The organism is Streptomyces sp. NPDC058469 (assembly GCF_042721125.1).
In the GTDB taxonomy this organism is placed as follows: domain Bacteria; phylum Actinomycetota; class Actinomycetes; order Streptomycetales; family Streptomycetaceae; genus Streptomyces.
On record NZ_JBHXME010000026.1, the window covers coordinates 23166 to 42864 of the forward strand.

Sequence of the window (19699 nt, forward strand, 5' to 3'; positions counted from 1 at the left end):
CATCGTACGGTTGATGCTTGTGTCCGGTGGAGCCGTCCGGTGGAACCGACAGACATTGACGGAGTGCGCGTTGCTTCACGGGGTATGCGCGGGGAACGCGGAAGGCGGTGAAACGATCCGGATGGAACCAGATTCCTCGGAGGACGACGACGCAGCGCCGCAGGCCCGGGCCCTACGGTCCACCGTGGCGTTGGACGGGGACGGCTCATGCATCGCCGAGGCCCGCCGGCTGGCCGCGACGTTCCTTGCCCGGGCGCAGGTCGAGTACGGGTTGCCGGTGTCGGCCCGTGCCATGGATCTCACACAGCTGGTCGTCAGCGAGTTGGTCACCAACGCCCGTAAGTACGCGCCCGGCCCGGTGCTGATGGATCTACGGATCGTCGATGCCCTCGTCGAGGTGGAGGTGTGGGACTCCGACCCGGTGCTGCCGGTAGCCCGTGCCGCTGACGCCCAACGGGTGGGGCAGCACGGCCTGGAGATCGTGCGGGCCGTAGCGCGAGGCTTCGAAGCGCAGCGCGAACCCGTCGGCAAACGCATCACCGCCCGCATCCCTTTGACGGACGCCCCGGACGACGCCGGCACCGGCACGGGTGACAGCGCGCCGCAGGCGTGAGCCCTCCGGGTAGCCGACGGCGAGACACAAGTACCGCATGGCACCGCCTAGTTGAGGCGACTACGGCGTCGGCGGCACTCGATAGACGGAGACATGAGAACGCGATTCGGCGGTGAAGTCGCCGCCGGACCAGTCCTCGTGCCTGCTCTCCAGCTCGAACCCGGCCAGCTGGGCCATGAGATCGAGTTCGGCCGGCCAGATGTAGCGGTGCGGGCTACGGTGCAGCTGGGCCTGTTCGGTCTCGTCGAACCGGAAGTGGTGCGACACGATGTGCTGGCGCAGGACGTCATAGGTGTCCAGGCCGATGTAGTCGGCGTCGGTCTGCCAGACAGCGGCCGTCTGCCCCGGCGGGAGTCTGCGCAAGTCGGGCACCCCGAGTTCGATCACGAACCGCCCACCCGGCGTGAGATGGCGGGCGGCATTTCGGAAACACTCGACCTGCTCGGCCTGGGTGAGCAGGTTCGAGATCGTGTTGTAGACGAGATAGACCAGGCTGTACGTCCCGGGGGCGACGGTGGTCGCCATGTCACCGATGATCACGGGGATCGTCGCCTCGTCGGCCTTGGTTCGCAGTTGCTCCACCATCGGCACCGACAACTCGATACCGGTGACAGAGACGCCGCGCTCGGCGAGAGGCACGGCGACCCGGCCGGTCCCGACGGCGAACTCAAGCGCCGCCCCGTCCCCCGCGAGATGCACGAGGCGGTCCACGGCCGGCCCCAGAGTGCCGGGCGCGAACATACCGGTGCCGGGCGTGTCGTACCGCTGGGCAACGTCAGCGCCCCAGATCGTCTCCTGTCGCATTCCGCCAACGCTCGCTGGCGGACGATGTGTTGTCCAACGAATTTCCCACTGCGGGCTCGGGTTCTTGGGTGGGTTTCGTTCCTGTCCGGAAGGCCGAGGGTCTCTTCCCGGGTGACAAGGTCGCGCGTCGGTCGTCTGCCGACTACCGGCGCCTTCGGCACACCTTGCGGCTCCAGCGTGCGTCGTCGGGGCCGGGAGACCGGGTCGTGCTGGTCGACGACTGAATCGAGAGACCGGAAACCAGGCGGCGGCTGTCCGGAGCCACCTGGGCGGGCTGCAGCGTCATCGTCGCAGGCTCTGGGCTCCGTGCGGCGACTCTCGACCGCAGGGCATCTCCCGTCGCGCGACTCCTGAACCAGGTCACCCGTGGAAGAACCCTCACTCCTCCCCGCCAAGGTCCGACACCCGGGGCAGCCGCAGCACAAAACTCGCGCCGGGCGCCCGGCCCGTGAGGCTGAGCGTCCCCTGGTGACACCGAGCGAGGTCGCGGGCGATGGCGAGCCCCAGGCCACTCCCACCGGCATCGCGTGAACGGGCGTCGTCGAGCCGCGTGAAGCGTTCGAAGATGCGCTCGGCGTCCTCGGCGGGCACGCCCGGACCGTCGTCGTGCACCGTCATCACCACCCAACTACCCTCATCCCGAACGGTGATCACAACACGGTCCGCGGCATGACGGAGGGCGTTGTCGACGAGGTTGCGCAACAACCGCTCCAGCTCGTTCCGGTCGCCGTGGACGAGAGCGGAACCGGTGCTGTCACAGTCAAGGGTCAACTGCCCCTCGGCGAGCTGGTATTGCTCGGTCAGTCGCGTGGCGAGAGCTGCGGGGTCGACCGTGGCAGGCCTGGTTGCCGGGACCCGGGCGTCCAACCGGGCCAGCAGGAGGAGGTCCTCGGCGAGAGCCTGCAGGCGGCGGGTCTGTCGTACGGCGGTGGTGGTCGCGGCAGGCCAGTCGGTGTGGTCGGGATAGGCGAGCGCGACCTCCAGGCTGGCCAGCAACGTGGTGAGGGGACTGCGGAGTTCGTGGGCGGCGTCGGCGACGAAGCGGCGTTGCCGGGCGGCGGCGTCGTCGAGGCGCTGAAGGGTGGCGTTGATGGTGGTGGCCAGGGCGGCGATCTCGTCGCCCGTGTCGGGGACGTCGACGCGTTCGCGGGGGTCGGTCGCGGTCACCGACGCGGTACGGGCGCGGATGGCCTCGACGGGCCGTAGGGCGAGCCTGGTTGCGGTGTAAGCCACGGCGGCGATCAGGAGCAGACCGGCGATCCCGGCGCGCAGCAGCAGGCCGTCGGCGGTCGTCACGACCGCCTCGGCTGCGTGCGGGGTGAGGACGACGTAGACCCGCAGCTTGGCGTCGTCGGCGATGCCCAAGGCCGCGGCCTTGGTGTGGTCGAGTTCGCTCGCCTTGACGTCGGCGGTCATCGCCCGGAAGGTCCGGCCGGCCAAGTCGGCGCTGCCGTACGTGTCGTCGTGCCGGGCGGGCATGCGGACGGTGCGGATGTTCCACGCCTCGAACGGCCCGGACGTCGGCGGCGCGGGCAGTACATGCCGGGTGTCGGAGTCGAAGCCGTCCATCGTGGAGTCGTGGGCGACAGCGGAGCGTCGGCCGGTGGCGACGATCTCGTAGGGCAGGGCGCTTCTGTCGCCGGGGGCGATGCCCTGGTGCAACTGACCGACGAGGGACCAGAGTTGTTCCTGCGCCTGCGCTTCGGTGGTGTCCATGCTCTGGCGGTACACGTCACGGTGGAGCCACCAGCCGATGGCCACTAGGACGACTGCGGCAGCCGAGGCGGCGGCCAGGGCGGCGCGGGCCCGTACCGAACGCGGTCGCCAACGGCGCCGCGATTCAGGCGCGTTCACGGTCGTCCACCAACCGGTAGCCGATACCCCGCACGGTCTGCAGCGACCGCCGCTCGAACGCGGCGTCCACCTTCTTGCGCAGCGAACTGACACGTGCCTCCACCAGGTTGGGATCCCATGCCTCGTCGGGCCACGCGTGATGCAACAGGTCGGCCTTCGAGACCGGCTGCCCCGCCCGGCGGGCCAGCAGTTCCAGTACGGCGAACTCGCGGGGCGTGAGGTCCACCCGGGTTCCGGCCCGCCGGCAGACGCGGGCCGCGACATCCACCGAGAGGTCGCCCACGGCGAGGACGGGCGGCGCGGTCGTCGGGGCACGTCGCGCAAGGGCCCGTAGCCGCGCGACGAGCACCACGTAGGAGAAGGGCTTGGCCAGATAGTCGTCGGCCCCGGTGTCGAGGGCCTCGGCCTGATCCCACTCTCCGTCCTTCGCCGTGAGCACCAGAATCGGAGTCGTGACGCCCTCACGGCGCAACTCGGCGCACACCTTGTAACCGTTGAGTCCGGGCAGCATCAAGTCCAGTACGACGAGAGCGTATTCGCCGGTCCGGGCCATCCACAGCCCCTGTCGGCCATCGTGCGCGAGATCGACGCTGTAGCCCTCGGCGGTGAGACCGGTGTGCAGGGTACGAGCGAGATCGATCTCGTCCTCGATCACCAAGATGCGCATGACGTGCAGCGTCGCACAGTCCCCGAACCACTTCCTGATCCCGCGATCAGGTTCGATCAGCCTCCGGTCAGCGGAGGCCGGGCACTCTGACGGCTCTTTCGTTTCCCCTGAGAGGCCGTTCGAGATCAGTACCGTCCGTCAACAAGCATCGCACTCGCCAAAATCCGCTCAGCTCTTCAGCACCCGTTCCCCATTCCACACCAAGGCCTTTGTGGCCGTGGTGCCGATGGCAGTGACATTCGCTCTCGGGCTTTGGGGAATCCGCCGGCAGAACAGCATGTGGGGCGACGAGTCCGTCACCTTTCAGCTGGCACACCGCGACCTGACCCAGATGTGGCGCACCACCCAACACGTAGATCTCGTCCACGCCTTCTACTACGCCGTCATGCACGAGATCTACGGCCTCGCCGGCGGCGGCCTGCTGACCCTGCGACTGCCGTCGGTGACAGCGATGTCCATGGCAGCGGCCGGAGTCGGACTTCTCGGACTACGCCTCACAGGACCGCGTGCCGGACTACTGGCGGGCACGCTGTTCCCCCTCATTCCGCAAATCCAGCAGTACACACAAGAAGGCCGCTCCTACGCCATGGTGTGCGCCCTGGTCACTGGGGCGACCTACGCCCTCGTCGCCTGCGTCGCACGTCCCACCTGGTGGCGATGGATGGCCTACGGCTCCACCCTGCTCCTCGCCTGCCTGCTCCACGAGTTCGCCGTCCTCGCCCTGCCCGCGCACGGCGCCACCTTGCTCGTCTCCGGTTCCCCACGTCCCGTACGCAGGGCGTGGAGCATGACGGCCGCATGCGTCGCGACCGGACTGCTGCCGCTGGCCATCCGCAGCTCGGGACAGTCCGCACAGGTCTCCTGGATCACCTGGCCCGACCCCGTGCAGTTTCTGGGATTCGCGGCGATGGCAATCGTGGGCGTGACATGCGCCCGAATTCCCACGAATGCCCGAAGCCGCCTTCCCTCGAATATCCAAGGCTCGATACAACTTCCCGCCCTGGCCGTCCCCATTCTCGTACTCCCCGGCCTGCTACTTCTCCTCCTTTCACCACTCAAGCCCCTTTTCGTCGACCGATACGTTCTCTACGGAACTGTCGGCTTCGCATTGCTGCTGGGCGCCGGCATCGATCATCTCCACAGGCGGCGATCGCACTCCCTGACTTCATGGATCGCGGCCCTCGCGGTACTCGCCGCACTCCTCCCCGCCACCCTCTATCTGAGAACACCCCAAAGCCGGCACGACGACGTGATCGCCATCGGCAACGCCGTACGGCACGCAGGTCGTCCGGGCGACGGACTTCTCTACCTGCCGGGCCGGCACCGGGTCTGGACGGAAGCCACCCCGGAAGACATCCGATCCCTCACGGATCTCGCCCTGGCACAGCCCCCGATCGCCTCGAACACCCTCGCCGGAATCGAGGTTCCCGCCCGCGACATACCGGCACGCATTCTGCGATTCAGCCGGATCGTCGCGGTCCGTGATGCGGAGGGCGCGCACTCCGACACGAACGCCCAAGAGGAGGCGAAGACAAGGACCTTGAAGCGTTGTTTCCGTGAGGGCGGAACAACTCGTGCGACCGGGGCCCGCGTCACGGTCTACGTCCGCAACTACCGTGCCTGTCCGGCCAGTTGAAGGGAGACCCGGTCGGCGAACGTGGTAGTACCCCCTTGCATACTGACGCCCATGCAGACAACGGAGCACACACTCAAACGCGTGTGGCACACCATAGCGGCGGGCTCCGGCCTGCTCGACGACGCCATGTTCCCGCCCACAGGCACATCGCGGGACCAGTACACGCAGCGTGTGAGCGACCCCGGTGGCCTCTTCCTCGTCCTGGACGAGGACGGCACCGTGCGCGGATACCGCGATCCCCACTGGGAGTTCTTCGCCACCCAGGACCACGATCAGGTCCTGTACTTCGTCGCGGAGCAAGCGGTGCATGATCTCGCCGACCACATCGTGGCCCACTCCCCCGACCACGGGCCCGCCGTCAATCTGGTCAGCGGGCAGGCCGAGTTGCTCGACCGGATCAACCCCGCGTGGGGAAGCAGATTCCGCGACGGCGGCACGAGCGACATGGACGGTACGCGGCCGGCGCGGCCGTGTGGACGTGACCCGCTGGAGCGCTTCGCCTGGATCGCCCACGGATGGCGCGACCAGGACCCCTACACCACCCTCGCCTTCTTCCGCGGCGAGGACGTCAGTGCCGAGCAGATCGCTCTGCTCCACGGAGCCGACCCGGAACAAGTCGCCACCGGGACACGCCTGTTGGATCTGCGCGACAAGGACGACCCCGGCCGCCAACACTGGGAGATCGACTGGCAGACCTGCTGCTTCGGGGATGCGGGCGGTTGGGCGTTTCTGATGTACCACGACACACCAGCCGGCATCCGGGCCGACAGCGCCGCTCTCGCCCGACTCGGAGTCACGCAGACCGTGCGGCTGACCGCCACCTCCGCGAAGGCCATCTACACCTTCGACTACGTACGCGACAGCCGTCGCGTCGACGACGACCGGGGCGTGCTGGAGTTGATCTGGTACAAGCGGGGCCGAGCCCCCTACTACCGGGGCGGCCAACTCGACTTCCTCAACCGGGCTTTGCGCCACGCCGAACTGGACCACCCCGATCTGTTCCACGACTTCGAGCTGTACTTCCACGCTCTGGAGGTCTCACTCGGCCTTCAACTCCCCCAGCAGGACATCAAGGAGGGAACTGTCCGGGCCGCGCAGTGGGCACGTGGCGACGTGGACCGGGGTCAGGGCCCGTCGGTCACACTCTCACCCTCTCGACGTGGTGGACGAACTCGCTGATGTGGTTGGCGAGTTCGGGCCACAGTTCCTGCGGAAGGCTGTGGCCCATTCCCCCCAGGATCACCAGGTCGGCGTCCGGGACGGCGGCGGCCGTGGCGCGACCGCCGCTGACGTCGCACACGATGTCGTCGGCGCCGTGCACGACCAGTGTGGGCACCCGCAGTGACCGCAGCCGTTCGGTACGGTCGCCCGTGGCCATCACCGCGAGGCCCTGACGCTGGATGCCGAGGGCGTCGTAGCCCCGGTCGAAGACGCGTCCGGCCCGCTCCGCCGCCGCGGTCGCGTCGAACGCGAAGCCCGGTGACGCGGCGAGCCGCAGGGCGCGCACCTGCCACCCGACGAAGGCCTCCCGGTCCTGCCGTGGTGCTCCCAGTTCGGCGAACACGGAGAAGTCGGCCTCCCCGACGCCGCGCTCGCCGGTCGTGGACATCATCGAGGTGAGCGAGCGGGCCCGCTCCGGGTACTCGATCGCGATCATCTGGGCGACCATCCCGCCCATCGAGGAGCCGACGAGGTGGACGCCGGTGAGGCCGAGCGCGTCGAGCAGACCTACGGTGTCGGCCGCCAGGTCGGAGAGTGTGTAGGACGCCGTGGAGAGGTCGCCGGCCAGGGCCGCCGGAAGGTCCGGCACGGGCGCGTCGCGGAAGTGGGTCGAGCGGCCGGCGTCGCGGCTGTCGAAGCGGATCACGTGCAGACCCCGGTCGACCAGCATCTGGCAGAACTCCTCCGGCCAGTTGATCATCTGGGCGCCCGCTCCCATGATCAGGAGGACCGGCGGAGCCTCGGGGTCACCGAAACGTTCGTAGGCGATCTCGATTCCGAAGGGGCCGACGTTCCGTGCTGTCAGTTCTGGCATGACCGAAACGGTAGCCATCGCACGGGCGAGAGAGATCGAACCACGGTCTGACGCTTTTCGCCCGACCCCCGGGTTACGGTGGAAGCGGCCGGGAATTCGCTCGACACGCGGAAGTTCCTGGCCTCGCCTAGAGTGTTGTGGTCGACGTGCTCATTCCGGTCGCCTCTCGCCGCTGACCCTTTGCCGTCGATTCTCCGTGTGACGTACTCAAACAGTTCGATCATTTCGGGAGGAAAAAGCCATGCCCTTCGCCACGACCACGGACGACACGCAGATCTTCTACAAGGACTGGGGATCGGGGCAGCCCGTCGTCTTCTCCCACGGCTGGCCGCTGACCGCCGACGCGTGGGATCCCCAACTGAAGTTGATGGCCGACAAAGGCTTCCGGGCCGTAGCTCATGACCGGCGCGGGGGCGGTCGTTCCGGTCAGCCCTGGGACGGCAACGACCTCGACACGTACGCCGACGACCTGGCGTCGGTCATCGAAGCCCTGGATCTCCGCGACGTGATCCTGGTCGGGCACTCGACCGGCGGTGGTGAGGTCACCCGTTACATCGGCCGGCACGGTTCCGGCCGAGTCGCCAAGGCCGTTCTGCTCGGGGCGATCCCACCGCTCATGCTCAAGACGGACGCGAACCCGGAAGGGCTGCCGATCGAGGTCTTCGACGAGATCCGTAGTGGCGTGGAGACGGACCGTTCGCAGTTCTACAAAGATCTCAGCGCCGCGTTCTTCGGCGCCAACCGGGACGACTCGACCGTCACCCAGGGAACCCGTGACGAGTTCTGGCTCTGGAGCATGACCGTGGGAATCAAGGGCGCTTATGACTGCGTCAAGGCATTCTCCGAGACCGACCTCACCGAGGACCTCAAGAAGATCGACGTCCCCACCTTGATCGTGCACGGCGACGACGACCAGATCGTTCCCATCGTGGCCTCTGGCGACAAATCGTCGAAGCTCGTCAAGGACGCGATCTACAAGGTCTACCCAGGCGCTCCGCACGGCTTGGCGATGGTGCCCAAATTCGCCGAGCGGTTCAACGCCGATCTCCTCGACTTCGCCCGGAGTTGATCGCCACGGTCCTCGCGCCGAGTCCGCCCGACGGCGTTTGATTCCGTGCCCAAAGGGGACCCGAACGGACAGCTCAAGGGACCGTACATTTCTGACGCAGAGAGAGAAGTTGAAGCGCTGTGACCGCGCGCACCGTCAAGAAGGAAGACCTGCATCTGCCGCCCGAGACGGGCTGGGCGAAGGCCCGTCACGGCGGCGGGAAGGCCGTACGCACCTGTATCCCACCCGTCGATGACAACAGCGTGACACCGCCCCCGCAGACACTCACCGAGGGCAACATCGTCAGGGGAGACGACTGACGAGTCGGAGGAACAGGGGCCGGAGAACGGGCCAGAAGTCGACTTCCGGGGTACCCGTAGGTCCGTACCGATCGGGGGCACCCGTAGGCCCGTACCGGACGGACACCCCCCACCGGAAGGACTCCGCCCATGTCCACCAAGGTCTCCGACTACGTTCTCCAGCGATTGCGCGAGTGGGACGTCACGCACGTCTTCGCCTACCCGGGCGACGGCATCAACGGTCTGCTCGCCGCCTGGGGCCGCGCGGACGACACCCCCCGCTTCGTCCAGTCGCGGCACGAGGAGATGTCCGCGTTCGAGGCCGTCGGCTACGCCAAGTTCTCCGGCAAGGTCGGCGTGTGCGCCGCCACTTCGGGCCCCGGCGCCATTCATCTCCTCAACGGCCTCTACGACGCGAAGCTCGACCACGTTCCGGTCGTCGCGATCGTCGGACAGACCAACCGCAGTGCCATGGGCGGCAGTTACCAGCAGGAGGTCGACCTGCTGAGCCTCTACAAGGACGTCGCCTCCGACTTCTGCGAGATGGTCACGGTCCCCGAGCAGTTGCCGAACGTCCTCGACCGGGCGCTGCGCACCGCCATGGCGCGCCGCTCGGTGACCGCGGTGATCATCCCGTTGGACGTCCAGGAACTCGACTACTCGCCGCCGGAGCACGCCTTCAAGATGGTGCCGTCCAGTCTGGGCATGCCGCACTACACGGCGGTGCCGGACGACGACGATCTGCGGCGGGCCGCCGATGTGCTCAACTCCGGTGGAAAGACGGCCATCTTGATCGGGCAGGGGGCGCGGGGTGCCCGTGCGGAGGTGAAGGCGGTGGCCGACCGGCTCGGTGCCGGGGTCGCCAAAGCGCTGCTCGGGAAGGACGCGTTGGACGACGACCTGCCCTATGTCACCGGTGCGATCGGGCTGTTGGGGACCCGGCCGTCGTACGAAATGATGCGTGAGTGCGACTCGTTGCTGGTGATCGGCTCGTCGTTCCCCTACTCGCAGTTCCTGCCGAAGTTCGGCAAGGCACGGGGCGTGCAGATCGACATCGATCCGCACATGGTGGGGCTGCGTTATCCCTTCGAGGTGAATCTCGTCGGTGACGCCGCCGCGACGCTGCGTCGGCTGCTGCCGCTGCTGGAGCAGCTGGAGGACCCGGCATGGCGGGTCAAGATCGAGGCCAATGTGGCCCGTTGGTGGGAGGTCATGGAGCGGCGGGCCGCCGTCGAGGCCGATCCGGTCAACCCCGAGCACGTCGTGCACGCGCTGAGCGGTCTGCTCCCGGACGATGTGATCCTGTCCGCCGACTCCGGTTCGGCCGCCAACTGGTATGCCCGGCACCTGAAGTTGGGCGGTGCGATGCGCGGCTCGCTGTCGGGCACGCTCGCCACGATGGGTGCGGGTGTGCCGTATGCCATCGGTGCGAAGTTCGCGCACGGTGACCGGCCGGCCATCGCGCTGGTCGGGGACGGGGCGATGCAGATGAACGGCATGGCCGAGCTGATCACCGTGGCCAAGTACTGGCAGGAGTGGGCTGATCCGCGGCTGATCGTCGCCGTCCTCAACAACCGGGATCTGAACCAGGTGACGTGGGAGATGCGTGCCATGGAGGGCGCCCCGCAGTTCCTGCCCTCGCAGTCGATCCCGGACGTGGCCTACGCCGACTTCGCCCGTTCCCTGGGCCTGACCGGTATCCGTGTGGAGAGGCCGGAGGAGGTGACCGGCGCCTGGGAGAGCGCGCTGGCGGCCGACCGGCCGTGCGTGCTGGACTTCGTGACCGACCCCGCCGTACCGCCCATTCCGCCGCACTCCACCCTGGAGCAGATCGAGGCCACGGCGTCCTCCGTCCTCAAGGGCGACAGTGATCGCGCTGCCGTGGTGAGGCAGGGGTTCAAGGCGAAGATCCAGGATCTCCTGCCGGGCGGAGGGCACGCGGGTCATTCGTGACGTACCACGCAGGGACGGGATGTCTGACCGTGTCAGACGTGGGCACCCGTGAGCAGGTAAGGAACCGCACGCCCTACCGAGTGACCTGAGGTGAACCATGACCAAGGAGATCAAGGACCTGACCCCGAAGTACACCGTTCCCGGTATCCGGCGCGAGGCCGCCGGCCGACTGATCGGCATGCTGCGACTGCGGCTCCACTCGCTGAACGATCTCCACCTGACGTTGAAGCACGTGCACTGGAACGTCGTCGGGCCGCACTTCATCGCCGTACACGAAATGATCGACCCGCAGGTCGACCGGGTGCGCGAGATGGCCGACGACGTGGCCGAGCGCATCGCCGCGCTCGGCGGGGTCGCGCCGGGCACGCCGGGCGCGCTGGTGGCCGAGCGCACCTGGGACGACTACTCCATCGGCCGGGCCGACGCCATCGCCCACCTCGGCGCGCTCAACCTCGTCTACACGGGGCTGATCGAGGACGTCCGGGCCGGGATCAAGGAGGCGGGCGAGATCGACCCCGCCACCGAGGACCTGCTGATCGAGCAGCTGCGCGACCTGGAGCAGTTCCAGTGGTTCGTGCGGGCGCACCTGGAGAGCGCGGGCGGCACGCTCGCCACCGGTGACGCGCACTCCGAGTCCGAGGCGGCCGCGAAGGGCGCCGAACTCGGCTGACCGGCCCGGAGCCTCCACCGAACTTCCCCTGCTCGACCGCGTGTCGGCACAGGCACCCGCGAAACTTGCCGTTTGACAACTATGGCCATGAGGCAAGAAAGTAGCGGGTGTCGTCGCAGCAGGGGGAAGGATCTGGGATGTCCCGGTCGGCGGGGGCCACTCCGTGCGCCGGCCACGAACAGCAGACAGCCGCCGAGTCGGCGGCTGTCGGACGGCTCGGTCAGGCGGTACGGCTGCCGGAGGAGTCGTCGTGGTCGTGTATCTGCGCCGCGGCCACCGCACAGAACGCCTCCAGGCCGGTGAGGAGCGCGCTGCGCCCGGCGGCCGGCATCTGCTCCAGCACCGCCCCCAGCGCCTCCTCGCGCCGGGCCCGCAGGTCCGACAGGAAGGACCGCCCCAGGCTGCTGAGGTACAGGCGCACCTCGCGCCGGTCCGTGGGGCTCACCTCGCGGTCGACGAAGCCGGCGGCCTGCAGACGGTCGCACAGTCGGCTGGTCGACGGCGGTGTCGAGGCGAGATGGTCGGCGAGGGTGCGCAGATTGATGCCCTCATGGTGTTCCAGGATGAACAGCACACGCAGCTGCGAGGCGGACGCGGGCGCCGTCGAGGCGCGCCCCCACAGGACTTCCAGCAGTTCCGCGGCCGTAGAGGTGACGCGCGCGACCTCGTCGGGTTCGGGGCGGGGGTGGAAGGACGTCACGGTCACACTCTCGCAGGCACAGGGACGGACCCCAGCCTACTAGGCACGCGCGACGGACACGGATGGACGAGACGACACGCGGCTCCGGGGCCGTACGGCCCACCGCAGGGCGGACGACGCGTGCCTCGGGTGAGAGATTGGCATACCTACGATCGTGAACAGATTCATGGCTGTCGAGCGGGCGCTGCGCACGGCGGCTCCCCACGAACTGCCCGACGTCGTCGGCCGGGAGCTGGGCCGGCGGTACGCGGCGGACTCCGTGGACCTGCTCATGGCCGACTACGGCCTGACCGTGCTGCAGCCCGTGACCGACCTGCCGCACACCCTGCCGCCGGTCTCCCTCCACAACACCCCGGCGGGCCGGGCCTTCGGCGCCCAGGAACCCTTCGTGGAGGGCAACTTGGGCGACGGCAGTGTGCGCGTGCACCTGCCGATCAGTGTGCGCGGGGACCGTCTCGGCGTGCTTTCGGTGACGCTGCCCGGCGGCGACCACGCGCGCGAGTGCCTTCCCGAACTGACCGAGCTGGCCGAGGTGTTGGGGCACGAGGTGCTGGTCGCCGAGCGCGACACGGACCTGTATCTGCGGGCCAGGCGCAAGGACCGGCTCACACTGGCGGCGGAGATGCAGTGGCAGCTGCTGCCCGGCCGCTCGTGTTCGCGCTCCGAGTTCGACCTGGGCGCACAGTTGGAGCCCGCGTACGCGATCCACGGGGACAACTTCGACTGGTCAGCCACGGCCGACCACCTCACGCTGTACGTCTCGAACGGCATGGGCGAGGGCATAGAGGCGTCGCTCCTGACGAACCTGGCGGTCAACGCCCTGCGCAACGCGCGCCGGGCGGGCATCCCTCTCGCCGATCAGGCGGCCCTCGCGGACCAGGCCGTGTACGCGCACTACCGGGGCCGAAGCCACATGTCCGTGTTGATGTTCGACTTCGAACTCACCACCGGGCGGGCCCGGGTGGTGGACGCCGGATCGCCGCAGACGATGCGTCTGCGTGACGGAGTGGTGGAGCGGATCGCCTTCGACGCGCAGTTGCCGCTGGGCATGTTCGAGGAGACCGACTACGTCGAGCAGGACTTCCGGGTTGAGCCCGGGGACCGGCTCCTCTTCGTCAGTGACGGGGTGTACGCGGTCGCCTCGCCCAAGGGTGAGGCGTACGGGGACGCGGCGCTCGCGCGGGCGATCCAGCACACGCGGCTGCTGCCCGCCGCCGAGGTGCCGCGGGCCGTGCTGCGGGAGCTGACCGGCCATCGCGGCACGCCGACTCCGGACGACGACGCCTTGGTGGTGTGCCTGGACTGGCGGGGGCGGTGAGGTGCGCCCCCGCCGTACCCCGCACCCACCGGCGTGGCGCTAGTGTGAAGACACTGAGCCGGAAGGGTGAACGCCGTGAGCACCTCTGAGTCGCTCCCCTCTGTGGAGAGCGAGTTGCGGTCGGCCCCGCCCAACGCTCTGGTGGAGACGGCCCGCCGCCTGCTCGGCGCCCGTGCCGACGCGCGGGAGGTCACCCTCCTCCTCGCCGACTACGGCCTGCGCGTGCTGCGGCCGGTCGCCCCACTGCCCGGCACCGGCGAACCCTTGTCCGCCTACGACGGCCCGGCGGGACGGGCGTTCACCGTCCAGACGCCCGTCGTCACACCCGCGGAGGACGGGACGGCCACCGTGCACGTACCCGTCACCGTGCGCGGCGACCGGCTCGGCGTCCTCTCCGCCCGTCTGCCCACCGCCGGCGCCGACAGCGCCGGGGTCCGTGGGCTCGCCGAGTTCGCCACCGCGCTGGGCCACGAGATCGCCACGGCGGAGCGCGACACCGACCTGTACCTCCTGGCCCGCCGCACCCGACGGCTCACGCTGGCCGCCGAGATGCAGTGGCAGCTTCTGCCGGGGCGCGGCTGCGGTCGCCCGGAGTTCGTGATCGGCGCCCATCTGGAGCCCGCGTACACCGTCGGCGGCGACAATTTCGACTGGAGCACCGACGGCAGCCGGCTGACCGTGACGGTCACCGACGGCATGGGCCGCGGCATCGACGCCTCCCTGCTCACCAGCGTCACGGTGGGCGCCCTGCGCAACGCCCGCCGCGCCGGCCTCGGCCTCGCCGACCAGGCCCGCCTGGCCGACCAGGCCGTCTACGCCCAGTTCGGCGGCAAGGTGTACGCCTCGACCCTGCTGCTCCGCTTCGACCTCGCGAACGGCGCCGTCCACGCCGTCGACGCGGGCTCCCCCCGGCTCTACCGCCGGCGCGGTGACACGGTGAAGCAGATCGAACTGGAGGCACAGCTCCCGCTGGGCATGTTCGAGGAGACCCCCTACGAGGAGCAGATCTTCACCGTACGGCCCGGAGACCGGCTCGTGGCGGTGAGCACCGGCGTCCACGGTGCCCGTTCGCCGGAGGGCACCCTGTTCGGCGAGGAGGCGCTGCACCGGGCTCTCGACGCGGCGCCGACGCAGACTCCGCAGGAGGTCGCGCGCTCGGTGGTGGCGAGCCTGGTCGAGCACTTCGGCAGCACGGACCTGACCGCCGACGCCGCCGTGGTCTGCCTGGACTGGAACGGGCGCGGCGCCGACGCACCGTGAGGCGCGGGTTCACCCGTGCTCACCAGTCGGCGGCTCCCCGAGCCTCGCGACGAACGCCCGCAGGCCGCGCTCCAGGGCCGCGCGGTCGTCAGGTTCCATGCCGCGTACGACCTCGGTCAGCGCCCGGGACCTGAGCTCAGCCACCTCCGCGAGCACGTCCCTGCCGTGCGTGGTCAGGCGCAGTTGTACTTCCCTGCGGTTGTGCGGTGCGGCCTCCCTGAGCAGCAGCCCGGCCGCCTCCAGCCGGTCGCACAGTCTGCTCACCGTGGGCAGCCCGGCGTCGAGCCGGTCCGCCAGCATGGTCAGGTTCGCGCCCGGTGTGGCCTCCAGGGCGTGCAGGGCGCGCAGTTGATGCGGAGAGAGTCGTACGGACGCCTCGGCCGCCGCCGTGGTCCACAGCTCGGCCAGGCCGTCCACGGCATCGGCGATCCGGCCCGCGACGGCGCCCGTGCCGTCCGCCTGCGTCCGTTTCCGGTCCGCCTCCCCGCGCGCTGCCACGAGTTCGACACCTCAAAGAAGTCGGCAGTGTGGTGATTCGCCGCTCATGGGGTTGGCCTACCCGGGATTCCCACCCCCAAGCTGCCCAGTCTCCGGGAGCTTGGGCACCCGCTCACTCGCGGTCTGGGTACAGCACGGCCGAGATCCGCTGGTGCAGGTCGTGCTGGGGTCGGCCGGGTGCCGTGGGCGCGGCCTCGCGCACGGTCTGGGCCAGTGTGCGGAGTTTGATGTTGGCGTACTGGGAGTGGCGGCGCAGGACGCGCATCGCGATGTCCGCGTCGATGCCGTAGAGGGCCATGAGCACGCCGCGCGCGAGGTCGATGTCCTCCTGCGAGACGCGGGCCCGGTCGATGTCGGAGTCGGCGGTGCGCCGTGCCTCCCGCCGTACCGACTTCGTCACGTCGACGGCGAACCCGCGCAGCACCACCACCTCGCCGTCGTCTCCGGTACGGCCGTCGCCGACCAGGACGACGCTGCGTTCCGCGTCCGGTGTGCCGACCACACGGAGATAGCAGCTGAAGGGGAGGCCGGTGGACCTGCCGTGTTCCAGGGCGCTGTCGAGCCGGGTCTGGTCCTCGCCGTGGACGTGGCCTCGCAGCAGTTTGGCGGTGGGCGTGACGGCGTCGGGTTCGTGGCCGAGCAGCCGGAACATCTCGTCCGACCACCACCAGGTGTCCTCCGGCAGCCGGTGCAGGAACACCCCGGTGATCTCGTCGGCACGGTCGTCCTGCGGCTCCATGGCCCTCACCAACTCGACGCCCGTTTCGTCACTCCGTACCAGAGACCCTAGCCCCCTCAGCCGAAGCGGTGGGGCAGCCGGACGACCTGCACGAAGAAGTCGTCGATCTGCCGGACCGCGGCGATGAACTGGTCGAGGTCGACCGGCTTGGTGACATAGGCGTTGGCGTGCAGTTTGTAGCTGCGCAGGATGTCCTCCTCGGCCGACGAGGTGGTCAGGACGACCACGGGGATGTGCGCCAGCTCCGGGTCGGACTTGATCTTCTCCAGGACCTGACGGCCGTCGTACTTCGGCAGGTTGAGGTCGAGGAGGATGAGGTCGGGCTGCGGGGCGTCGGTGTGCTCGCCGCGCTTGTAGAGGAAGTCGAGGGCCTCCTCGCCGTCCCGGACGACGTGCAGGGTGTTGCCGATCCTGTTGTCCTCGAAGGCTTCCCGGGTCATCAGTTCGTCACCAGGATCGTCCTCCACGAGGAGGACGTCGATCGGGGTCGCGCCAGGGAGGGTCATGTCAGGGCCTTCTCGTCTGTGGAGGTGCCGGTCCCGTCGCCGGGTTCGGCGGTCTCGGTGGCTTCGCTCGTATCGGTGGCTTCGATGGCATGGGTCGCGTCAGTGGCTTCCTCGGCGGACGGGAGCGTGAAGCAGAAGCGGGTGCCCTCGCCGACCCGGGAGTCGATCCAGATCCGGCCGCCATGGTGTTCGACGATCTTCTTGCACAGGGCGAGTCCGATGCCGGTGCCGCCGTAGGCGTCGCGGCTGTGCAGCCGCTGGAAGATGACGAAGACCTTGTCCGTGAACTCCTCGGGGATGCCGATGCCGTTGTCGGCGACGCACAGACGCCACCTGCCGGGGTTCTCGGGGTCGGGGTCGCAGGTGACGGTCACATGCGGGGCGCGGTCCGGGTGGCGGAACTTCAGGGCGTTGCCCACGAGGTTCTGCCAGAGCATCGTCAGCAGCGTCGCGTCACCGACGATCTCGGGCAGGGTCTCGGGCCGGTCGATCCGCGCCTCCGACTCCTCCACGGCCGCGGCGAGGTTCCGCAGCGCCTTGTCCAGCGCCGGGCCGAGACCGACCCGCTCCCGGGTGTCGTCGAGGCGCCCGACACGGGAGAAGGTGAGCAGGTCGTTGATGAGCACCTGCATGCGTTTGGCGCCGTCGACGGCGAAGTCGATGTACTGCAGGCCGCGGGCGTCCAGCTGGTCGCCGTAGCGTTTCTCCAGGAGCTGGCAGAACGAGGCGACCTTGCGCAGCGGCTCCTGCAGATCGTGCGAGGCGACGTAGGCGAACTGCTCCAACTCGGCGTTGGACCGGCGCAGTTCGACGGCCTGGGCGTCCAGCTCCGCGGCCTGTCGGCTCAGTGCCTCCTGCTGGTCCCGGGAGGCGTCGAGTTCGGCCACGATGCGTCTGCGCATGCCCTCGACGGCTCCGGCCACCGCGGTGAGGTCGGCCGGGCCGCCGTCGCCGGTGATGCGGTGCGCGAAGTCGCCCGCCGCGACCTGTTCCGACGCTTTGCTCAGCGACTCAAGGGGCCGGGTCACCAGCAGTCGTACGAGTACGGCGAGGGCGACGCCGGTGAGCAGGAAGGCGGCGACCATGGCGCTGAGGACGGTGTTGCGTACCGTCCGCTGGTGGGCGAGGTGGGCCCGGCCCTCCTTCACGGCTTTCGCGAGGTCGGCGTTCTGCTTGGCCCAGAGGGTGCGCAGGTGGTCGAACTCGTGCTTGCCGCTGTCCACGGTGGCCTGGTCGACGGCGTGCGGGCGGCCGGGGGTGACGGCGGCGGCGAGGGGCTCGGCGTAGTCCTGCCGCCAGGCGGCCGCTCCGCGCTCCACCGCCCGTAGATCAGCGAGCAGTTCGGGCCGGTCACCGAGCAGTCCGCGCAGCCGTGCGGCCGAGCGGTCCTCCTCCTGCTTGCCGCTGGTGTACGGGGCGAGGAACTGCTTGTCGGCGGCGATCGCGTAGCCGCGGATGCCGGTCTCCTGGTTGACCAGGGCGGTCTGAAGTCGGTACGCCTCGGTCTGGGAGGGCTGGACCCGCAGCAGCAGATCGTCGGTGACCCGGGCCGTCTGGCTGAGGAGGCTGGCGCCGATCGCGGTGCCGATCACCACGAGCAGCACCATGAGCGACAGCGCGAGGAAGAACCATCCCTGCACCGTCAGCCGACGCCCGATCCCTGTTCCGCCCGCCATGTCCCTCACCGTTCGTCTCGTCCCGACACCCTCTCGTCCCACCTGCTCATTCCCGGCGCGGTGAATCACGTCCGGGGCAGGCGCCTCATGTCCAGTGCAGGTGCATCACGGCCACGTCGTCCGCCAGGCCGCCCTGTGCCTCGGCCAGGCTCTCCGCGGAGGCGATCAGTTCGTCGACGAACGGCTCCGGTGCCAGTGCGGCCCGTTCCCGTGCGAGCCGTAGCAGGCCGTCCTCCCCGAGCCGCTCCGAGCCTCGACCGACATGCCCCTCGAAGAGGCCGTCGGTGAACAGCACCACGGCGGCGTCCGTCGGTACGGCCAGTTCCTCGACCGGCCAGTCCGCGTGACCGGGGACCACGCCCAGCGCCGGGCCACCGGGCATCTCGACCCACTCCACGCGACCGCCGTCCCGCATCAGCAGCCCGTGGTGGCCGGCCCGCACCACTCGGGCCGTACGTTCGCCGGGCGCGGCGGCGAGGCTGACGAGGGTGGCGAAGACCTCGCTGCGGATGCGCTCGGCGACCAGGAGTTCCTCCAGGCGGGCCACCTGTTCGGCGCCGGTGACACCGCTGAGCACCAGCGTGCGCCAGGCGATCCGCAGGGCCACACCGAGGGCGGCCTCGTCGGGCCCGTGTCCGGAGACGTCACCGACCACCGCGTGGACGGTGCCGTCGACGCTCTGCACGATGTCGTAGAAGTCGCCGCCCAGCAGCGCCTGCGCGCGGCCGGGACGGTAGCGGGCCACCGCTTCGACGCCCTCGCCGCGCAGCAGGGGTCGGGGCAGCAGTCCCCGTTCCAGGCGGGCGTTCTCCTGGGCCTGCATGCTGCTGGCCTGCAGCGCGACGGCCGCCCGCTCGGCCTGCTTGCGCTGGATCGCGTAGCGCACGGCCCGTCCGAACAGTCCCGGCTCGACCCGGCCCTTTACCAGGTAGTCCTGTGCTCCGGCGGCGACGGCGGCCAGTCCGGTCTCCTCCTCGGCGAGGCCGGTGAGGACCACGACAGCGGCCCGCTCGGCGCCAGCCCGGACCCGGGAGAGCGCCTCAAGTCCTTGGGCGTCCGGCAGGTGCAGGTCGAGCAGGACACAGTCCGGCACGTCGGCCGCGAGCACCTCGGCGGCCTCGGCCATCGACCGCACCCACTGCAGACGTATCTTCAGCGCGCTGTCGGCGACCAGTTCCTCCACCAGCAGCGCGTCCCCGGCATCGTCCTCGACCAGCAGGACGGCGGGCTGCCAGGCCACCCAGGCTTCCGGGCCGGCCCCTTCACCACCCACCGCCAGCAGGTCGTCGGCCCGAGGCTGTGGCACCACCATGGCCCTGCCCTCCCCACCGAGCGGTCTCCCGCGACCATAGTTGCCGTCAGACAACAGTCGAGAGCATACCGGTACGCCGGGACGTCCCGTACGGACTCGGTACGACCGTAA

19 protein-coding genes are annotated in these 19699 nt (G+C 69.4%); 9 read left to right on the top strand and 10 right to left on the bottom strand.

Features of this window, described 5'->3' with window-relative positions; translation table 11 throughout:
* Positions 1 to 121: 121 nt before the first annotated feature.
* Positions 122 to 613, top strand: a complete 492-nt coding sequence (locus ACFWP5_RS14970) for an ATP-binding protein (protein WP_384155191.1) — start codon at positions 122 to 124, stop codon at positions 611 to 613.
* Positions 614 to 673: 60 nt separating this feature from the next.
* On the opposite strand, the gene ACFWP5_RS14975 is transcribed toward ACFWP5_RS14970, so the two are convergent.
* The 3 genes from ACFWP5_RS14975 to ACFWP5_RS14985 all read right to left on the bottom strand — a co-directional run bounded on the left by ACFWP5_RS14975 (position 674) and on the right by ACFWP5_RS14985 (position 3938).
* Entirely contained in the window at positions 674 to 1417 is a 744-nt protein-coding gene (locus ACFWP5_RS14975) for a class I SAM-dependent methyltransferase (protein ID WP_384155194.1), read from the bottom strand.
* A gap of 378 nt (positions 1418 to 1795) precedes the next feature.
* Positions 1796 to 3271: a sensor histidine kinase gene (locus tag ACFWP5_RS14980; protein ID WP_384155197.1), complete on the bottom strand. Its 1476-nt coding sequence runs from the start codon at positions 3269 to 3271 to the stop codon at positions 1796 to 1798.
* Positions 3258 to 3938, bottom strand: coding sequence for a response regulator transcription factor (locus ACFWP5_RS14985; protein ID WP_384155200.1), 681 nt, complete (start codon positions 3936 to 3938; stop codon positions 3258 to 3260). Before ACFWP5_RS14985 ends, ACFWP5_RS14980 begins: the two co-directional genes overlap by 14 nt.
* A gap of 226 nt (positions 3939 to 4164) precedes the next feature.
* Here ACFWP5_RS14985 and ACFWP5_RS14990 point away from each other — a divergent pair, with 226 nt between their 5' ends.
* Together ACFWP5_RS14990 and ACFWP5_RS14995 are read left to right on the top strand one after the other, a co-directional pair.
* Positions 4165 to 5574, top strand: a complete 1410-nt coding sequence (locus tag ACFWP5_RS14990; RefSeq protein WP_384155203.1) for a hypothetical protein — start codon at positions 4165 to 4167, stop codon at positions 5572 to 5574.
* Positions 5575 to 5625: 51 nt separating this feature from the next.
* Positions 5626 to 6753, top strand: coding sequence for a hypothetical protein (locus ACFWP5_RS14995; RefSeq protein WP_384155206.1), 1128 nt, complete (start codon positions 5626 to 5628; stop codon positions 6751 to 6753).
* Here the strand turns inward: ACFWP5_RS14995 and ACFWP5_RS15000 are convergent.
* A complete protein-coding gene (locus tag ACFWP5_RS15000; RefSeq protein ID WP_384155209.1) occupies positions 6713 to 7609 on the bottom strand; it encodes an alpha/beta fold hydrolase in 897 nt (298 codons plus the stop codon). The two genes, ACFWP5_RS14995 and ACFWP5_RS15000, sit on opposite strands and share 41 nt — an antisense overlap.
* A 241-nt stretch (positions 7610 to 7850) precedes the next feature.
* Between ACFWP5_RS15000 and ACFWP5_RS15005 the strand changes: the two genes are divergently transcribed.
* The 4 genes from ACFWP5_RS15005 (at position 7851) to ACFWP5_RS15020 (ending at position 11579) form a co-directional block, all read left to right on the top strand.
* Positions 7851 to 8678 carry an alpha/beta fold hydrolase gene (locus tag ACFWP5_RS15005; protein ID WP_384155212.1) on the top strand — a complete coding sequence of 276 codons (828 nt, stop codon included), beginning with the start codon at positions 7851 to 7853 and terminating at the stop codon, positions 8676 to 8678.
* A 119-nt stretch (positions 8679 to 8797) separates the two neighbouring features.
* Positions 8798 to 8977, top strand: coding sequence for a hypothetical protein (locus tag ACFWP5_RS15010; RefSeq protein ID WP_384155214.1), 180 nt, complete (start codon positions 8798 to 8800; stop codon positions 8975 to 8977).
* Between the two features lie 129 nt (positions 8978 to 9106).
* A complete protein-coding gene (locus ACFWP5_RS15015) occupies positions 9107 to 10909 on the top strand; it encodes a thiamine pyrophosphate-requiring protein (RefSeq protein ID WP_384155217.1) in 1803 nt (600 codons plus the stop codon).
* A 97-nt stretch (positions 10910 to 11006) separates the two neighbouring features.
* Positions 11007 to 11579 carry a Dps family protein gene (locus ACFWP5_RS15020; protein ID WP_384155220.1) on the top strand — a complete coding sequence of 191 codons (573 nt, stop codon included), beginning with the start codon at positions 11007 to 11009 and terminating at the stop codon, positions 11577 to 11579.
* Positions 11580 to 11799: 220 nt separating this feature from the next.
* Here the strand turns inward: ACFWP5_RS15020 and ACFWP5_RS15025 are convergent, their stop codons facing one another.
* Positions 11800 to 12285 (bottom strand): MarR family transcriptional regulator, encoded by a 486-nt coding sequence (locus tag ACFWP5_RS15025; RefSeq protein WP_033280983.1) that lies wholly within the window; start codon positions 12283 to 12285, stop codon positions 11800 to 11802.
* Positions 12286 to 12445: 160 nt separating this feature from the next.
* On the opposite strand from ACFWP5_RS15025, the gene ACFWP5_RS15030 reads away from it, so the two are divergent.
* Together ACFWP5_RS15030 and ACFWP5_RS15035 are read left to right on the top strand one after the other, a co-directional pair.
* Positions 12446 to 13597 carry a PP2C family protein-serine/threonine phosphatase gene (locus ACFWP5_RS15030; protein WP_384155340.1) on the top strand — a complete coding sequence of 384 codons (1152 nt, stop codon included), beginning with the start codon at positions 12446 to 12448 and terminating at the stop codon, positions 13595 to 13597.
* A 66-nt stretch (positions 13598 to 13663) separates the two neighbouring features.
* Positions 13664 to 14857, top strand: coding sequence for a PP2C family protein-serine/threonine phosphatase (locus ACFWP5_RS15035; RefSeq protein WP_384155224.1), 1194 nt, complete (start codon positions 13664 to 13666; stop codon positions 14855 to 14857).
* 9 nt (positions 14858 to 14866) lie between these two features.
* On the opposite strand, the gene ACFWP5_RS15040 is transcribed toward ACFWP5_RS15035, so the two are convergent.
* From ACFWP5_RS15040 to ACFWP5_RS15060, 5 genes are all read right to left on the bottom strand, one after another.
* On the bottom strand, positions 14867 to 15355 hold the full coding sequence (locus ACFWP5_RS15040) for a MarR family winged helix-turn-helix transcriptional regulator (RefSeq protein WP_384155227.1): 489 nt from the start codon (positions 15353 to 15355) through the stop codon (positions 14867 to 14869).
* A 112-nt stretch (positions 15356 to 15467) separates the two neighbouring features.
* Positions 15468 to 16094 (bottom strand): PAS and ANTAR domain-containing protein, encoded by a 627-nt coding sequence (locus ACFWP5_RS15045; RefSeq protein WP_384155230.1) that lies wholly within the window; start codon positions 16092 to 16094, stop codon positions 15468 to 15470.
* Positions 16095 to 16150: 56 nt separating this feature from the next.
* A complete protein-coding gene (locus ACFWP5_RS15050) occupies positions 16151 to 16600 on the bottom strand; it encodes a response regulator (protein ID WP_384155233.1) in 450 nt (149 codons plus the stop codon).
* Complete coding sequence (locus tag ACFWP5_RS15055; protein WP_384155236.1) at positions 16597 to 18276, bottom strand: ATP-binding protein; 1680 nt, start codon at positions 18274 to 18276, stop codon at positions 16597 to 16599. The genes ACFWP5_RS15050 and ACFWP5_RS15055 overlap by 4 nt, the downstream gene beginning before the upstream one ends.
* Positions 18277 to 18361: 85 nt before the next feature.
* A complete protein-coding gene (locus ACFWP5_RS15060; RefSeq protein ID WP_384155239.1) occupies positions 18362 to 19588 on the bottom strand; it encodes a PP2C family protein-serine/threonine phosphatase in 1227 nt (408 codons plus the stop codon).
* Between the last annotated feature and the right edge of the window lie 111 nt (positions 19589 to 19699).

Bases quoted from the DNA above. Each gene is read 5' to 3' on its own strand.
- ACFWP5_RS14970 (WP_384155191.1), top strand. From the start codon at position 122: ATGGAACCAGATTCCTCGGAGGACGACGACGCAGCGCCGCAGGCCCGG.
- ACFWP5_RS14975 (WP_384155194.1), bottom strand. From the start codon at position 1,417: ATGCGACAGGAGACGATCTGGGGCGCTGACGTTGCCCAGCGGTACGAC.
- ACFWP5_RS14985 (WP_384155200.1), bottom strand. From the start codon at position 3,938: ATGCGCATCTTGGTGATCGAGGACGAGATCGATCTCGCTCGTACCCTG.
- ACFWP5_RS14990 (WP_384155203.1), top strand. From the start codon at position 4,165: ATGGCAGTGACATTCGCTCTCGGGCTTTGGGGAATCCGCCGGCAGAAC.
- ACFWP5_RS14995 (WP_384155206.1), top strand. From the start codon at position 5,626: ATGCAGACAACGGAGCACACACTCAAACGCGTGTGGCACACCATAGCG.
- ACFWP5_RS15000 (WP_384155209.1), bottom strand. From the start codon at position 7,609: ATGCCAGAACTGACAGCACGGAACGTCGGCCCCTTCGGAATCGAGATC.
- ACFWP5_RS15005 (WP_384155212.1), top strand. From the start codon at position 7,851: ATGCCCTTCGCCACGACCACGGACGACACGCAGATCTTCTACAAGGAC.
- ACFWP5_RS15015 (WP_384155217.1), top strand. From the start codon at position 9,107: ATGTCCACCAAGGTCTCCGACTACGTTCTCCAGCGATTGCGCGAGTGG.
- ACFWP5_RS15020 (WP_384155220.1), top strand. From the start codon at position 11,007: ATGACCAAGGAGATCAAGGACCTGACCCCGAAGTACACCGTTCCCGGT.
- ACFWP5_RS15030 (WP_384155340.1), top strand. From the start codon at position 12,446: ATGGCTGTCGAGCGGGCGCTGCGCACGGCGGCTCCCCACGAACTGCCC.
- ACFWP5_RS15045 (WP_384155230.1), bottom strand. From the start codon at position 16,094: ATGGAGCCGCAGGACGACCGTGCCGACGAGATCACCGGGGTGTTCCTG.
- ACFWP5_RS15050 (WP_384155233.1), bottom strand. From the start codon at position 16,600: ATGACCCTCCCTGGCGCGACCCCGATCGACGTCCTCCTCGTGGAGGAC.
- ACFWP5_RS15055 (WP_384155236.1), bottom strand. From the start codon at position 18,276: ATGGCGGGCGGAACAGGGATCGGGCGTCGGCTGACGGTGCAGGGATGG.
- ACFWP5_RS15060 (WP_384155239.1), bottom strand. From the start codon at position 19,588: ATGGTGGTGCCACAGCCTCGGGCCGACGACCTGCTGGCGGTGGGTGGT.